14 protein-coding genes and 4 tRNA genes are annotated in these 14757 nt (G+C 58.3%); 11 read left to right on the forward strand and 7 right to left on the reverse strand.

Translation table 11 applies throughout. From position 1 onward, the window contains the following. Positions 1 to 125: 125 nt before the first annotated feature. From alaS to mgtE, 7 genes are all read left to right on the forward strand, one after another. Positions 126 to 2744 carry an alanine--tRNA ligase gene (gene alaS, locus CQ002_RS09460; RefSeq protein ID WP_105162754.1) on the forward strand — a complete coding sequence of 873 codons (2619 nt, stop codon included), beginning with the start codon at positions 126 to 128 and terminating at the stop codon, positions 2742 to 2744. Positions 2745 to 2838: 94 nt separating this feature from the next. Further along, positions 2839 to 4080, forward strand: coding sequence for an aspartate kinase (locus tag CQ002_RS09465; RefSeq protein ID WP_010208327.1), 1242 nt, complete (start codon positions 2839 to 2841; stop codon positions 4078 to 4080). Between the two features lie 175 nt (positions 4081 to 4255). Further along, on the forward strand, positions 4256 to 4444 hold the full coding sequence (gene csrA, locus CQ002_RS09470; RefSeq protein ID WP_003175645.1) for a carbon storage regulator CsrA: 189 nt from the start codon (positions 4256 to 4258) through the stop codon (positions 4442 to 4444). Positions 4445 to 4506: 62 nt separating this feature from the next. Further along, positions 4507 to 4597: transfer RNA gene (locus CQ002_RS09475), tRNA-Ser, on the forward strand. Positions 4598 to 4705: 108 nt separating this feature from the next. After that, positions 4706 to 4782 (forward strand) — tRNA-Arg (locus tag CQ002_RS09480). Between the two features lie 72 nt (positions 4783 to 4854). Continuing rightward, positions 4855 to 4931: transfer RNA gene (locus CQ002_RS09485), tRNA-Arg, on the forward strand. A gap of 340 nt (positions 4932 to 5271) precedes the next feature. Continuing rightward, complete coding sequence (gene mgtE, locus CQ002_RS09490; protein ID WP_069078086.1) at positions 5272 to 6714, forward strand: magnesium transporter; 1443 nt, start codon at positions 5272 to 5274, stop codon at positions 6712 to 6714. A 170-nt stretch (positions 6715 to 6884) separates the two neighbouring features. On the opposite strand, the gene CQ002_RS09495 is transcribed toward mgtE, so the two are convergent. The 3 genes from CQ002_RS09495 to CQ002_RS09505 form a co-directional block, all read right to left on the reverse strand. Beyond that, positions 6885 to 7211: an Arc family DNA-binding protein gene (locus tag CQ002_RS09495; RefSeq protein ID WP_003175643.1), complete on the reverse strand. Its 327-nt coding sequence runs from the start codon at positions 7209 to 7211 to the stop codon at positions 6885 to 6887. Between the two features lie 390 nt (positions 7212 to 7601). After that, positions 7602 to 7781: a PA3371 family protein gene (locus CQ002_RS09500; protein WP_105162753.1), complete on the reverse strand. Its 180-nt coding sequence runs from the start codon at positions 7779 to 7781 to the stop codon at positions 7602 to 7604. Between the two features lie 11 nt (positions 7782 to 7792). After that, complete coding sequence (locus CQ002_RS09505; RefSeq protein ID WP_034108403.1) at positions 7793 to 8020, reverse strand: hypothetical protein; 228 nt, start codon at positions 8018 to 8020, stop codon at positions 7793 to 7795. 324 nt (positions 8021 to 8344) lie between these two features. On the opposite strand from CQ002_RS09505, the gene CQ002_RS09510 reads away from it, so the two are divergent. Next, positions 8345 to 8421, forward strand: a tRNA-Arg gene (locus CQ002_RS09510). A gap of 269 nt (positions 8422 to 8690) precedes the next feature. Then, positions 8691 to 10076 (forward strand): MFS transporter, encoded by a 1386-nt coding sequence (locus CQ002_RS09515; RefSeq protein WP_034108401.1) that lies wholly within the window; start codon positions 8691 to 8693, stop codon positions 10074 to 10076. 60 nt (positions 10077 to 10136) lie between these two features. On the opposite strand, the gene CQ002_RS09520 is transcribed toward CQ002_RS09515, so the two are convergent. From CQ002_RS09520 to flgA, 4 genes are all read right to left on the reverse strand, one after another. Continuing rightward, positions 10137 to 10886 carry a flagellar brake protein gene (locus CQ002_RS09520; protein WP_034108400.1) on the reverse strand — a complete coding sequence of 250 codons (750 nt, stop codon included), beginning with the start codon at positions 10884 to 10886 and terminating at the stop codon, positions 10137 to 10139. A gap of 96 nt (positions 10887 to 10982) precedes the next feature. Next, positions 10983 to 11453, reverse strand: a complete 471-nt coding sequence (locus CQ002_RS09525) for a flagella synthesis protein FlgN (RefSeq protein ID WP_034108399.1) — start codon at positions 11451 to 11453, stop codon at positions 10983 to 10985. Positions 11454 to 11501: 48 nt separating this feature from the next. Beyond that, entirely contained in the window at positions 11502 to 11825 is a 324-nt protein-coding gene (flgM, locus tag CQ002_RS09530) for a flagellar biosynthesis anti-sigma factor FlgM (RefSeq protein ID WP_038846372.1), read from the reverse strand. A gap of 140 nt (positions 11826 to 11965) precedes the next feature. After that, entirely contained in the window at positions 11966 to 12730 is a 765-nt protein-coding gene (gene flgA, locus CQ002_RS09535; protein ID WP_034108395.1) for a flagellar basal body P-ring formation chaperone FlgA, read from the reverse strand. A gap of 82 nt (positions 12731 to 12812) precedes the next feature. On the opposite strand from flgA, the gene CQ002_RS09540 reads away from it, so the two are divergent. Beyond that, positions 12813 to 13745 carry a chemotaxis protein CheV gene (locus CQ002_RS09540; RefSeq protein WP_034108393.1) on the forward strand — a complete coding sequence of 311 codons (933 nt, stop codon included), beginning with the start codon at positions 12813 to 12815 and terminating at the stop codon, positions 13743 to 13745. A gap of 43 nt (positions 13746 to 13788) precedes the next feature. Beyond that, positions 13789 to 14616, forward strand: a complete 828-nt coding sequence (cheR, locus tag CQ002_RS09545) for a protein-glutamate O-methyltransferase CheR (protein ID WP_034108391.1) — start codon at positions 13789 to 13791, stop codon at positions 14614 to 14616. The last annotated feature ends 141 nt before the right edge of the window (positions 14617 to 14757 follow it).

Genomic DNA, 14757 nt, shown 5'->3' on the forward strand with positions numbered 1-14757 from the left:
CTGTTTCTATCGCATAAACACGCTGTACCACCGGCAAAGGGCCGATATAATGCGGCCCTTTGCCGTCGCTTCGTCTGATGATGTTGCGCACTGGCCTTTGGCCGCAGACTCCGTGGAAGAACCTAATGAAAAGCGCAGAAATCCGTGAAGCCTTCCTTCGCTTCTTCGAAGAGCAAGGTCACACCCGTGTCGCCTCCAGCTCCTTGATCCCAGGCAATGACCCAACCCTGCTGTTCACTAACGCGGGGATGAACCAGTTCAAGGACTGCTTCCTGGGCCAGGAAAAGCGCGCCTACACCCGTGCTGTCAGCAGTCAGAAGTGCGTGCGCGCCGGTGGCAAGCACAACGACCTGGAAAACGTCGGCTACACCGCCCGTCACCACACCTTTTTCGAAATGCTCGGCAACTTCAGCTTTGGCGATTATTTCAAGCAAGACGCGATCAACTTCGCCTGGACCTTCCTGACCGGCGTACTGAAACTGCCGAAGGAAAAACTCTGGGTCACTGTCTACGCCAGCGATGACGAAGCCTACGACATCTGGACCAAGCAGGTCGGCGTCCCGGCTGAGCGCATGGTGCGTATCGGCGACAACAAAGGCGCGCCGTACGCCTCCGACAACTTCTGGACCATGGGCGATACCGGCCCGTGCGGCCCTTGCACCGAGATCTTCTACGACCACGGCGCCGATATCTGGGGTGGCCCACCGGGCTCGCCAGAGGAAGACGGCGACCGTTACATCGAGATCTGGAACAACGTATTCATGCAGTTCAACCGCACCGCCGATGGCGTGTTGCATCCGTTGCCAGCGCCGTCGGTGGACACCGGCATGGGCCTGGAGCGGATCAGTGCGGTGATGCAGCACGTGCATTCCAACTACGAGATCGACCTGTTCCAGAGCCTGCTGTCGGCGGCCGCCAAGGCTATTGGTTGCGCCAATGAGGACCAGGCGTCGCTCAAAGTGGTGGCTGACCACATCCGTTCCTGTGGTTTCCTGATTGCCGACGGCGTGCTGCCGTCCAACGAAGGCCGTGGCTACGTGCTGCGTCGTATCATCCGTCGTGCGTGCCGTCACGGTAACAAGCTGGGCGCCAACGGTAGCTTCTTCTATCAGATCGTCGCGGCCCTGGTGGCCGAGATGGGCGAAGCCTTCCCGGAACTGAAGCAGAACCAGGCGCACATCGAGCGCGTGCTGAAGGCTGAAGAAGAGCAGTTCGCCAAGACCCTGGAGCAGGGCCTGAAGATCCTCGAGCAAGACCTTGCCAACCTGCAAGGCACCGTGGTGCCGGGCGATGTGGTGTTCAAGCTCTACGATACCTACGGTTTCCCGATGGACCTGACCGGCGACATCGCCCGTGAGCGCAACCTGACCCTCGACGAGGAAGGTTTCGAGCGCGAGATGGAAGCCCAGCGCGTGCGTGCACGTTCTGCCAGCGCCTTCGGCATGGACTACAACAGCCTGGTCAAGGTTGACGTGGCCACCGAGTTCACCGGCTACAAGGCCACCAGCGGTGCGGCCAAAGTGATTGCCCTCTATAAGGAAGGCCAGTCGGTTGACGTATTGAATGAAGGCGATGACGGCGTGGTGGTCCTGGACCAGACGCCGTTCTACGCCGAATCCGGTGGCCAGATTGGCGACTGCGGTTTCCTCAAGGCGGTCTCCGGTCGTTTTGACGTGCGTGATACCACCAAGACCGGCGGCGCATTCCTGCATCACGGTGTGCTGGCATCGGGCAGCCTGACCGTCGGTTCGCCGGTGGACACCCAGGTAGACGCCGATGTGCGCCACGCCACCTCGCTGAACCACTCTGCCACGCACTTGCTGCATGCTGCACTGCGCCAGGTGCTCGGTGAGCACGTCCAGCAGAAGGGGTCGTTGGTGGACAGCCAGCGCCTGCGCTTCGACTTCAGTCACTTCGAAGCGATCAAGCCTGAGCAGATCAAGGCCCTGGAAGACATCGTCAACGCTGAGATTCGCAAGAACACTCCGGTGGAAACCGAAGAGACCGATATCGAGACCGCCAAGGCCAAAGGCGCCATGGCACTGTTCGGCGAGAAGTACGGCGACAGCGTGCGCGTACTGAGCATGGGCGGCGACTTCTCGGTGGAGCTGTGTGGTGGTATCCACGCCAACCGTACCGGCGACATTGCCCTGCTGAAAATCGTCAGCGAAGGCGGCGTGGCGTCCGGTGTGCGCCGTATCGAGGCGGTCACCGGCGCTGCGGCCCTGGCCTACCTGAATGCGGCTGAAGAACAACTCAAGGAAGCGGCCACCCTGGTCAAGGGCAGCCGCGACAACCTGATCGACAAGCTGTCCGCTGTGCTGGAGCGCAACCGCGCCCTGGAGAAGCAGCTGGAGCAGTTGCAGGCCAAGGCGGCCAGCGCTGCAGGCGACGATCTGTCGGCTTCGGCCGTGGACGTCAAGGACGTGAAAGTCCTGGCTGCACGCCTGGATGGTCAGGACGGCAAGGCGTTGTTGGCCCTGGTCGATCAGTTGAAGAACAAGCTCGGCCGCGCAGTGATCCTGCTCGGCAGTGTCCATGAGGATAAGGTCGTTCTGGTTGCCGGTGTAACCAAGGACCTGACTGGCCAACTCAAAGCCGGTGATTTGATGAAGCAAGCCGCCGCGGCAGTGGGCGGGAAGGGCGGCGGTCGTCCGGACATGGCGCAAGGCGGTGGTGTAGACGCCGCAGCCCTGGACGCGGCCCTGGCCCTGACCGTGCCGTTTGTCGAGGCAGGTATTTAAGGCATTGTTAATCGGCCCGTGGTCTAGTCACGGGCTGCTCAATGCTGGTGGATTGGATATTAGGCGCCCCTTTACGGGCTGAGGCGGCTTAGAAATGGCTTTGATCGTACAGAAATTTGGAGGCACCTCGGTCGGCTCTGTCGAAAGAATCGAGCAGGTGGCCGACAAGGTTAAGAAATTCCGCGATGCCGGCGACGACCTGGTGGTGGTGCTGTCGGCCATGAGCGGCGAAACCAATCGCCTGATCGATCTGGCCAAGGCAATCAGTGGTGATCAACAGCCGCTCCCGCGTGAACTGGATGTGATCGTCTCCACCGGCGAGCAGGTGACCATCGCCTTGCTGGCCATGGCGCTGAACAAGCGTGGCGTGCCGGCGGTGTCCTACACTGGCAGCCAGGTGCGCATCCTTACCGACAGCGCGCATACCAAGGCGCGCATCCTGCAGATTGACGATCAGAAAATCCGTACGGATCTGAAAGCCGGTCGCGTGGTAGTTGTAGCAGGCTTCCAGGGTGTGGACGAGCAGGGCAACATCACCACCCTCGGGCGTGGCGGTTCGGACACCACCGGCGTGGCACTGGCAGCAGCGCTCAAGGCCGATGAATGCCAGATCTATACCGATGTGGACGGCGTCTACACCACTGACCCACGTGTGGTGTCCGTGGCCCAGCGCCTGGACAAGATCACCTTTGAAGAGATGCTGGAAATGGCCAGCCTCGGTTCCAAGGTGTTGCAGATCCGTGCGGTGGAGTTCGCCGGCAAGTACAACGTTCCGCTGCGCGTATTGCACAGCTTCAAAGAGGGTCCGGGCACCCTCATTACTATTGATGAAGAGGAATCCATGGAACAGCCAATCATTTCCGGTATCGCTTTCAACCGTGATGAAGCCAAGCTGACTATCCGTGGCGTGCCAGACACCCCGGGCGTGGCGTTCAAGATCCTGGGCCCTATCAGTGGCGCGAACATCGAAGTCGATATGATCGTGCAGAACGTTTCGCACGATAACACCACCGATTTCACCTTCACTGTGCACCGCAACGAGTACGATGCGGCGGAGCGGATCCTGCAGAACACGGCGAAGGAAATCGGCGCCCGTGAAGTGGTCGGCGATACCAAGATCGCCAAGGTGTCGATCGTGGGTGTGGGCATGCGTTCCCATGCCGGCGTTGCCAGCCGCATGTTCGAGGCCCTGGCCAAGGAAAGCATCAACATCCAGATGATCTCCACGTCGGAAATCAAAGTCTCGGTGGTGATCGAAGAGAAGTACCTGGAGCTGGCTGTACGCGCTTTGCATACCGCTTTTGAGTTGGACGCTCCGGCCCGACAGGGCGAGTGATGCAGTGCCTGGAAGGCGCGGTTTACCGCGCCTTTCCTTTTTTTGTAGGGCGCATGTTCTATTGCGCGCGCTCGACAATACTTAGGCGGTAGGGCTATGGCCTTTTTGGCTGTGGGTCGAAGGCCTTTTTTTTGCAGACTGTTGTTCCTGAACTGAAATGCGTGAGGAGAAAGGTATGCTGATTCTGACTCGTCGTTGCGCAGAAAGCCTGATTATCGGTGATGGCGAAATCACCGTGACCGTGCTCGGCGTCAAAGGCAATCAAGTACGTATTGGGGTTAACGCTCCGAAAGAGGTAGCGGTGCACCGCGAGGAAATCTACCTGCGGATCAAGAAAGAGAAGGACGAAGAACCAAGCCTTTAATTTTTATCGTTTTTTATGTTTGCAAACGGGGATGAACGTGGTTAATATACGCCCCGTGTTGCGGAGAGCTGGCCGAGTGGCCGAAGGCGCTCCCCTGCTAAGGGAGTACACCTCAAAAGGGTGTCGGGGGTTCGAATCCCCCGTTCTCCGCCATTATTTGCTTAGTACGTTGCAATCTGGTTTTTTCGGTAAGTTGTTGAAATTACTCGAAAAAATAGCTTTACATAGAGATTGAACGGCCTATAATGCGCGGCAACAAATGCACTCGTAGCTCAGCTGGATAGAGTACTCGGCTACGAACCGAGCGGTCACAGGTTCGAATCCTGTCGAGTGCACCATTTAAGAGTCAGTTGCAGCAATGCAGGTGATTCGGTTACAACCAGTTGTGATCTGGTCTAAAAACACAATCTGCACTCGTAGCTCAGCTGGATAGAGTACTCGGCTACGAACCGAGCGGTCACAGGTTCGAATCCTGTCGAGTGCACCATACAAACAAAAAGCCCGCCTAGTGCGGGCTTTTTGCCGTGTGGGATTTGTGCAGGATTTCATCTTTTTCTCCTGCTCCGATGTGTTTTCCTTTCCCGCTGCGTCGTCGCAGATCATAGATGCAGCCAATGCTCAGCTTTGGCTCGCAAGCGCTTGTTCTTTCCAGTTTTTTAACGTTAAAAGTGGCCGGGCGGTGTATCATTGCGCCCGTCAGCCCCGCCGGGGCTTGTGGAATACCTCCATGGACTTACCCAGTAGTTACTCAGTACCCCGTTTTACCAATCATGAATTGACTGATTGATCCTTCCGGCGTGCCCCGCTGCTGGGAGTGGAGTTCGCCTATGACCGAAGTAGAAGTAAAGAAAACACAAGAAAGCCTGCAGGATCGCCTGGCTCAAGTGATCGAGCTGCTGCAGCGCCAACGCGTGGTCGAAGACCTTACGCACCGCCAGGATGGTCCGAATAACAACCTGGTCGAAAACCTGGTTCACCGGCAAAACCTCGTCGAACTGCAGCGCAAGCTCGACGACCTGCACTCCGCCGACGTCGCCTATATTCTCGAAGCCCTGCCGCTGGATGATCGACTGACCCTCTGGCAGTTGGTCAAGGCCGACCGCGACGGCGATATCCTGCTCGAAGTATCCGACTCGGTCCGTGAAACCCTGATCGCCGACATGGACGATCACGAGCTCCTGGCCGCAGCCAAGGAGATGGACGCCGACGAGCTGGCTGACCTGGCCCCCGAACTGCCCCGTGATGTTGTCCATGAGCTCATGGAAGCGCTGGATACCCAGCAGCGTGAGCGTGTGCGCTCTGCGCTGTCCTACGACGAGGATCAGGTCGGCGCGCTGATGGACTTCGAGATGGTCACCATACGCGAAGACGTCAGCCTGGAAGTGGTGCTGCGCTATCTGCGTCGGCTGAAAGAACTGCCGGGGCATACCGACAAGCTGTTCGTGGTCGATTACGAAGGTATTCTCAAGGGCGTGCTGCCGATCAAGCGCCTGTTGGTGAATGATCCGGAAAAGAAAGTTGCAGACCTGATGGCCAGCGACACCGTGAGCTTTCATCCCGACGAAGATGCTTACGACGCGGCTCAGGCATTCGAGCGTTATGACTTGATCTCGGCGCCGGTGGTCGATAAGAACGGCAAGCTGATCGGTCGTCTGACCATCGATGAAATCGTCGACCTGATCCGTGAGGAGAGTGAAACCGAAGTCCTCAACATGGCGGGTTTGCGTGAAGAGGAAGATATTTTCGCCTCGGTCTGGCGTTCGCTGCACAACCGCTGGGCCTGGCTGGCCGTTAACCTGATTACTGCTTTTATCGCCTCGCGCGTCATTGGGCTGTTCGAAGGCTCCATCGAGAAGCTGGTGGCGCTGGCGGCATTGATGCCGATCGTTGCCGGTATCGGCGGTAACTCGGGCAACCAGACCATTACCATGATCGTACGTGCGATGGCGCTGGATCAGGTCAGTACAGCCAACTCGTCGCGTCTGTTGCGCAAAGAGCTTGCGGTAGGCCTGATAAATGGTCTCGTGTGGGGCGGGGTGATCGGCGTGGTGGCCTACTTCCTGTATGGCAGTTGGTCTCTTGGTGTGGTGATGACTGCCGCCATGACGCTGAACCTGCTGCTCGCTGCCCTGATGGGGGTATTGATCCCCATGACCTTGGCCCGCCTTGGCCGTGACCCTGCGATGGGTGCCAGCGTGATGATCACGGCCATGACCGACAGCGGTGGCTTCTTCATCTTCCTGGGCCTGGCAACCATCTTCCTGCTTTGATCTCTCATGGCTCGCCGGCTCCCCTTGTAGGGGCTGGCCTGCCAGCGATCGCATCACCTCGCCTTTATACTGACTGAATGCGCCGCTCGGCTCGCCAGCAAGCCGGCCTCAGCGCAATTTCCAGGCAAAAAAAAGCCAGCACATGGCTGGCTTCGGCTTTCAGTTGCAAATCAATTGGCTTCTGCGGCCGCCTCAACGTCGTGCGCGATAAGCGAGACGAGAGCATTTTGCTGGCGGTGGGAGAGCTGACGAAAACGCTGCAGCAGTTCGCGTTCGTGCAGCGACAGCTCGGGGCTGTCCAGGCGCATGCTCAACTCGTCGCCCAGCGCACCTTCCTGAATGAGGCTTTGTTCCAGGCGAGCGATGATTTCGGAGTTCATGCTGCGGTGATGATTGCGAGCCACCTCGGCAATGCGTTCCCGCATTCCGTCTGGCAGACGTACGACGAACTTGTCAGCCGTACGGCTGGAATAAATTGCCTGTTTCAATGGGCGCATATATTTAACCGGTTAGTTCAGGGGAGCGGTTTTTGGAATTGGCCGCAAGATGAGTGTTAAGACAAGGCTCACGACCAAAGTTCAACCTGAATTGCAAAGAGGCCGCATCATGCCTCAGATTTGCCAGTTCCTTGGCGTCAATTCTGTGACAAATATTGAACTGCCTAGAGGCTTTATGCCAGCACTCATTTGCATTTTTGCGGACTGGTTGGAAAACTTTTCAACGCGTGAGTCCGCGAGGGAACTTCCCGTAAGTCCAAGCCACCACAGGGTTTGAGGCCGCATATCGTATAGCAAAGTGGCCTTTTGCCCGTATCTTTAAGACTAGTGGCAATTTGCCGATTAGCGAGAACGAGGCGACATAAGGTAGGGGAGGGTGGAGCGAGGGCGTTAACGCAGGACGGGGTCGAATTTGATGCGACGACCCACGATAAGGGTGATCAGCAAGAGGCTGGCGAACACGCCGCTGGCGATGAAAGCAGTGGTTTGGCCGTCTGGCGACTCGGCACTCAGGCCAAGGAGGCCTGTAGCAGTGGTCAGGCACAAAAACAGCCAGGCAAATTTACTCATTAACGACGTCCTCAGAAAACCCAGTGTTCAGATGCGGGTGCGGCCTGGGTGCCTTGGGTCAGGCGTACCGGCGATTGGGCGTTCGGGGTCATCACTGCCAGTTGCGGGCGTTGTTGCAAGTGATGCGGTACGGCCTGGCTGATCTGCGCCGGGTCGTTACTGCCAGTCGATTGAAAATGAAACATGATCAATACAGCCAAGGCGACGGTGTTGAGGGCTAACAGAAGGGCACTGTTCATGATTATGTTCTCCGCTTAACGCCGTGGCTATTGGGTGTGTGGGAGAAGTATTGCAGGTCCCGTGCCAATCTATTAATTCAATAAAATCAACGGCTTGAGTCTACTTGAAAGTGGCGAAAGGTTGCAATTTGCAATGATGGCATTTTAGCGGAGTGCATTTTGCACGATGCCTGCAAGTGCCTGTGTTTACGGGGCCAAACCGCATTCCATCGAATACGGATTGGCCTACATTCAAAAAGCCTACGGACGACATGACAAAATCCACCCTGACCGTTAACATGCACGCCGTCCGTCGCCACCCCTTTGGCTCGACGGCTGTCATTTGTCCCAGTAGCTCAATTGGATAGAGCATCCCCCTCCTAAGGGGAAGGTTGGCCGTTCGAACCGGCCCTGGGACACCAGATCCAAAGCCCTGCACAGACCCTTCTGGCAGGGCTTTTTTGTGCGCGCTCTTCAAACACCGGTCGAACCTTGCCGGTGTTCAGGGTTCACAGCAGGTGCGCGATGTATTTATCGCCAGTTGTGTACCTTCTGAGCGGCCAGGCAGCGTCTGAGCTGTTAAGCAAAATAATCCCCGGAATCAGAGCCTGCCGCCTGTCCGGACCCGGTTACCCCGGACTATCATGCTGATAGCCCTGTCTCTCACTGCAAGGAGCCGCTCGGAACGCCGATGCGCCAAATCTGGAAATCTTTTCGAGCCCTTTATTTCGCCTCCTTGATGATGCTGATCGGCTCCGGCCTGCTCAGTACTTACCTGGCCTTGCGCCTGGCGGCCGACCATGTCGACAGCCTGTGGGTGGGTGCGCTGATGGCGGCCAACTATTTTGGCCTGGTGCTGGGTGGCAAGATCGGGCACCGCCTGATCGCTCGGGTCGGGCATATCCGTGCCTATGCCACTTGCGCCGGCATTGTCGGTGCGGCCGTACTGGGCCATGGTCTGATCGATTGGCTGCCGGCCTGGATCGTGCTGCGGGTGATCGTGGGCCTGGGGATGATGTGCCAGTACATGGTCATTGAAAGCTGGCTCAATGAGCAGGCGGACGCCAAGCAGCGCGGCGTGGTGTTCAGCGGCTACATGATTGCCTCTTACCTGGGCCTGGTCCTCGGCCAACTGATCCTGGTCATGCACCCTCAGCTCGGCCTTGAATTGCTGATGCTGGTCGCACTGTGTTTTGCGCTGTGCCTGGTGCCAGTGGCCATGACCCGCCGTATTCACCCGGCGCCCCTGCACCCGGCGCCGATGGAGCCGCGCTTTTTCATAAAGCGCGTGCCGCAGTCGTTGAGTACGGTGCTTGGCGCAGGGTTGATCGTGGGCTCGTTCTACGGCCTGGCGCCGCTCTACGCTTCTCAGCAGGGCCTGACGACCGAACAGGTCGGTCTGTTCATGGGTAGCTGTATCTTCGCTGGCCTGTTGGTGCAGTGGCCGCTGGGCTGGCTGTCGGACCGCTATGATCGCGCGCTGCTGATCCGTTGCTTTGCCCTTTGCCTGGCGGTGGCGGCGTTGCCGTTGGCGATCCTGAGCAAGGTGCCGCTGGAGGTGCTGTTCGTGGCGGGCTTCGTATGCTCCCTGGTGCAGTTCTGCCTTTATCCGCTGGCGGTCGCATTCTCCAACGACCATGTCGAAGGTGATCGTCGCGTGTCACTCACGGCCATGCTGCTGGTGACCTACGGTGTCGGCGCGAGTATCGGGCCGTTGCTGGCTGGTGTGGTCATGAAGATGTTCGGCAGTCACATGCTGTATGCGTTCTTCAGCCTGTGTGCATTGATCCTGGTATGGCGTATCCGGCCGAAAGCGGTGACTAACCTGCATCAGGTGGACGATGCACCGCTGCACCACGTTGCGATGCCCGACAGCATGTCCAGTTCGCCGCTGGTGGCCGCGCTGGACCCGCGTGTGGATGAACAGGTCGTGCAGGAACAAATGCAAACCGCCGTCCCTGAACCGGAGCCGGAAACGGATCCGAGCCCGCCCGAGGAGGAGCCGCCCTTCGAGGGGCCGCCTGAACCTGTGGGGCCGGACGAGCATCCTCACGACTTGAGCAGGGCGCGCCCCTGAATACAAAAACGGGCAGATCCCCTCAGGATCTGCCCGTTTTTTTTGCCGCGATCTCGAGGTTTAAAAATCGTCGTCTTTGTCGAAGCGTCGCGCTTCGCGCTGCAATTGGTACACAAAGCGTTCGACCTGGCGCTGCACCAGGCCACTCATGTTATGGAAGCGCACGCCGGCAAAGGTGGTGTTGATCTTCTCTTCGAAGTGCAGGTAGCGCAGTTCGACCGAGGTGGTCATGCTGCCGAACGGCAGCGCGGCGATAAAGCGGTCGTAGACCTGGCCCAGTTGCAGGCGCTCGGAAATATCCCCTTCAAAGCGCAATTTGCAGCCGGTAGCGGAGATATCCAGCAGCTTGCCGCTGATCGGGGCCTTGAGCTTCTCGCCACCCAATTCGATATTGACCAACTGCGCCAGCTTCAACGCAGCGCGGAATGCGTTGCGACGCTGGTGGTAGACCACTTCGTCGGGCAGGCTGCCGGTGTAGATGCGGTGGCCGTCCTTTTCGCTGATGCTCAGGCTGCCGTTGCTTTCCCACGCAACGCGCACACCGTCGTGGAAACCTTCGATGCGGAAAGGTTCGCCATTTTCGAGGTGGCGTTCGCCATCGCGAGGGATCATTTCATCCAGGGCCAGTGTGCCGCCGTCCCGGTTGACATCCACCAGGTAGCTCTGGAAGCGCTGGCTGCGTTCGTGGAAGGTGATGATCAGCGGGTCATGGCTTTCTTGCAGCATCCGCAAGGTGCTGGCGATTTCCAGAGGGGTGGTGAGGACCTTGGGTGGCTGCGGGGCATCTTCCGCATTAAGGGCGTTGAACACGGTTCTTCCATCTCCAGACAAAATACGACTACACGCAAGAGCAGGCATTCTGCCAGTATGTGGCGCGCCTTGGATAGGTCGCGCTGCAAACCGGCGTCAGGCCTGGCTGCGGGTGCTTGGCTTGACCAGGCGCGAGGTGGAACCCTGAGCGTTGTAAAGCGCTGGAGGCTCTCCGCCGTGAAGTATACGCAACTGGTTGGCGGTCGTAGCTTGCTGAAGCTGGATCGACTGACCGTTGAGCAGGTTGGCTTCCTGGCACTGGGTGAGCAATTGATTGAGTACTTTGCTCTGGGCCAGTAGTTGATCGCCGACCGAGGAATGGCTGGCCAGCTGTGCCAACCCATCATGGTCGGCGGGCAGGCCCAGGCTCACGAGGATCTGGCTGCGTTTTTTGCCGTGCTGTTCCAGCAGGACAATAAGCGACTGCTTGCGTGCCAGGATTTCTTCCAGCAGAGGCATGTCCCGACCATAGAGGGCCAGGGATTCTTCCCTGAGCAGCTCAAGGAGCTGCTGGGTCGGCGCGAGATCATCGATGATCAGTTGAAGCAGATTTTCGTCGTGATGCATGGCTGGCCTTGGGGTTTAAGCGTCCAAAAGCCCGGCGCAGGCCTTTGCCTAGCGCTCGGCTTCGAAATTAAGCAGCTTGCTGGCTACACGGTTGCTGTCGACTTTATAGCTGCCATCGGCGATTGCCTGTTTCAACTCGGCCACACGGGCTTTATTGACCACCGGTTGATCGCGCAGCGAGTCAGTGACCTTCTGCAACTGTTGAGCCTCATTGCTCAGGTGTACGGATTCCCCGCTCTGGCTGGCACTGGCCTGTTCCGCCTTGGCGGGCAGTGGCTGGGCCTTGGCTTCTACGCTGTCCTTGGTGCCGGTAGCACGCGTAGGCGCCGACGTTGTCGGGGTGTTATTCAAACGACTGAAATCGATGACCATGATAAAAAACCTCTGGGTATTTGGACGCTTGCCATGTTTTCGGCCATACCCGGACAAACTTTAGGCTCGATTGACAATAAACTGCACAGGCCGGCATCCAACCGACAGTGTAGGAAAAGCTGGCGCCTGATACCAGTGGTCTATAAAGCCACCTCCACTTGACCCGGTGCGGTGACCCGCGCCTTGATCACCCGGTTGGAGTTGAGATTCTTTACCCGTATCTGTTCGCTCATGCCGCCGTTGGACAAGGCTTCCCCGGGCATTTTGACCTGCAGCGCACCGCTGCTGGCGGAAATGACCACCTGGTCGCCCTTGCGGATCACCTCCGCCTGCTCCAGATGTATCAGCGTGATGACCTGGTCAGTGACCACTGGTCGGGTCAATTTTTGCCCGACGGCCTGATCGAGGGAGGTCAGGTAGCCTTGACTGATCATGCTGATGTCTCGCTCGCGCAGCACAACGTCTTCGAAACCGATGATGCCGGTGCGTTTGAGCGGGCGGGCAACCACCACCACATCGCGGAACAGCTTGACCTGGGCCGGCACGAACACCGTCCAGGGCGAGGCGCCATCACAGCGTACCTTGACCGTCACGCGGCCGATGGGCTGGGCGGGGCTTTCCAGGGTGGCTGTCAATTCCTTGTCGCACATCGGCATGCGCAGGCGCGGGTCCAACTGGTTGACCTGGATTTCATAACGCCCCGGCGTCTGGGTGGTTGCCAGATAATCTTCTACAGTGAACTCAAGAAAGCCTTGGGTGACGCCGATAAGTAGATCAGGCAAGGTGACGTTGTCTGCACGGGCCGTGGCGCCCAGGCCGAAGGCAAGCAGCGCCAGCGGTGCGCAGAGCAATCTGCACAACCGGGTCAGGTGAAGGCGTCGGGAAACTGTCGTTTTAATATCCATAAATCAATAAATAGCAAAGCTCGTGCCGTTTAGTGTTGGGTGCGCGTCGCACCCTCAAAGGTTTTAGCGTAGGAGTCTGGGCATGGCAGGAGTAATGGATTCAGTAAACCAGCGCACACAGCTGGTAGGGCAGAATCGCCTGGAGTTGTTGCTTTTTCGCCTGGATGGCAAGCAGCTATATGGCATCAACGTGTTCAAGGTGCGGGAAGTGCTGCAATGCCCCAAGCTGACGATCATGCCCAAGTCCAGTCCGGTGGTGTGTGGCGTAGCCAACATCCGTGGCGCGACGATCCCGATTCTTGACCTGGCCCTGGCCACCGGTTCGGCGGGTTTGCAGGACCGCGAGAACCCGTTCGTCATCATTACCGAGTACAACACCAAGACCCAGGGTTTCCTGGTGCGCTCGGTGGAGCGCATCGTCAATATGAACTGGGAAGAGATTCATCCGCCGCCCAAGGGCACCGGTCGCGATCACTACCTCACGGCAGTGACGCGGGTCGATAACCAGTTGGTGGAAATCATCGACGTGGAGAAGATCCTCGCCGAAGTGGCGCCGACCTCGGAATCGATTTCCGTGGGTGTGGTGGACGCCGAGACCGCGCACAAGGCGATTTCCCTGCGGGTATTGACGGTCGATGACTCCTCGGTAGCGCGTAAGCAGGTGACCCGTTGCCTGCAAACCGTTGGCGTGGAAGTCGTGGCCCTCAACGATGGTCGCCAGGCGTTGGACTACCTGCGCAAACTGGTGGACGAGGGCAAGAAGCCGGAAGAAGAATTCTTGATGATGATCTCCGACATCGAGATGCCGGAAATGGATGGCTACACCCTCACGGCCGAGATTCGCAACGACCCACGCATGCAAAAGTTGCATATCATCCTGCATACTTCGTTGTCGGGTGTATTCAATCAGGCGATGGTCAAGAAGGTCGGTGCCGATGACTTCCTGGCCAAATTCCGTCCTGATGACCTCGCATCCCGGGTAGTCGACCGGATCAAGGCAGCAGATCACGGCTAGGGGCATTTCCCCTGGCGGTCACACGATTTAAGAGGCGGTATCATTGTCTACGGGTAATTTGGATTTCGAACAGTTCCGGGTCTTCCTGGAAAAAGCCTGTGGCATATTGCTCGGTGAAAACAAGCAGTACCTGGTATCCAGCCGTCTCAACAAACTGATGGAGCAGCAGGGCATCAAGTCGTTGGGCGAGCTGGTCCAGCGTATGCAGGGACAGCCGCGCAGCGGGCTCAAGGAGATGGTGGTCGATGCCATGACCACCAACGAAACCCTGTGGTTTCGCGACACCTACCCCTTCGAAGTGCTCAAGAACAAAGTGCTGCCGGAAGCCATCAAGGCCAGCCCGGGCCAGCGCCTGCGCATCTGGTCGGCCGCCTGCTCTTCGGGGCAGGAGCCGTACTCGATCTCGATGTCCATCGATGAGTTCGAGCGGACCAACATGGGCCAGTTGAAGGCTGGGGCGCAAATCGTGGCCACCGACCTGTCCGGCACCATGCTCACCAACTGCAAGACCGGCGAGTACGACAGCCTGGCCCTGGGGCGTGGTTTGTCCCAGGAACGCCTGCAACGCTACTTCGACCCGAAAGGGGCGGGGCGTTGGGCGGTCAAGGCGCCGATCAAGAACCGCGTGGAATTCCGCTCGTTCAACCTGCTCGACAGCTACGCCAGCCTGGGCAAGTTCGACATGGTGTTCTGCCGCAACGTGCTGATCTACTTTTCGGCCGAAGTGAAGAAAGACATCCTGTTGCGCATCCACGGCACGCTCAAGCGCGGTGGCTATCTGTTCCTGGGTGCTTCCGAAGCGCTGAACGGCCTGCCTGACCATTACCAGATGGTGCAGTGCAGCCCGGGGATCATCTACCAGGCCAAGTAAAACCTACACGGTCAACAATGTGGGAGCGGGCTTGCTCGCGAATGCCTCCTGTCAGTCAGAGACACGTTGACTGATCCAGCGTATTCGCGAGCAAGTCCGCTCCCACATTTGTTTTGCGGCAATCCTCCTGAAAGCGGCAAC

This window comes from Pseudomonas sp. MYb13, from assembly GCF_002980075.1.
GTDB classification, from domain to species: Bacteria; Pseudomonadota; Gammaproteobacteria; order Pseudomonadales; family Pseudomonadaceae; genus Aquipseudomonas; species Aquipseudomonas lurida.

Excerpts from the sequence above, each read along its gene's own strand:
- CQ002_RS09515 (WP_034108401.1), top strand. The coding sequence starts at position 8,691 with ATGCGCCAAATCTGGAAATCTTTTCGAGCCCTTTATTTCGCCTCCTTG.
- CQ002_RS09495 (WP_003175643.1), bottom strand. The coding sequence starts at position 7,211 with ATGCGCCCATTGAAACAGGCAATTTATTCCAGCCGTACGGCTGACAAG.
- mgtE (WP_069078086.1), top strand. The coding sequence starts at position 5,272 with ATGACCGAAGTAGAAGTAAAGAAAACACAAGAAAGCCTGCAGGATCGC.
- flgA (WP_034108395.1), bottom strand. The coding sequence starts at position 12,730 with ATGGATATTAAAACGACAGTTTCCCGACGCCTTCACCTGACCCGGTTG.
- CQ002_RS09500 (WP_105162753.1), bottom strand. The coding sequence starts at position 7,781 with ATGAGTAAATTTGCCTGGCTGTTTTTGTGCCTGACCACTGCTACAGGC.
- CQ002_RS09505 (WP_034108403.1), bottom strand. The coding sequence starts at position 8,020 with ATGAACAGTGCCCTTCTGTTAGCCCTCAACACCGTCGCCTTGGCTGTA.
- CQ002_RS09540 (WP_034108393.1), top strand. The coding sequence starts at position 12,813 with ATGGCAGGAGTAATGGATTCAGTAAACCAGCGCACACAGCTGGTAGGG.
- flgM (WP_038846372.1), bottom strand. The coding sequence starts at position 11,825 with ATGGTCATCGATTTCAGTCGTTTGAATAACACCCCGACAACGTCGGCG.
- CQ002_RS09465 (WP_010208327.1), top strand. The coding sequence starts at position 2,839 with ATGGCTTTGATCGTACAGAAATTTGGAGGCACCTCGGTCGGCTCTGTC.
- CQ002_RS09525 (WP_034108399.1), bottom strand. The coding sequence starts at position 11,453 with ATGCATCACGACGAAAATCTGCTTCAACTGATCATCGATGATCTCGCG.
- alaS (WP_105162754.1), top strand. The coding sequence starts at position 126 with ATGAAAAGCGCAGAAATCCGTGAAGCCTTCCTTCGCTTCTTCGAAGAG.
- csrA (WP_003175645.1), top strand. The coding sequence starts at position 4,256 with ATGCTGATTCTGACTCGTCGTTGCGCAGAAAGCCTGATTATCGGTGAT.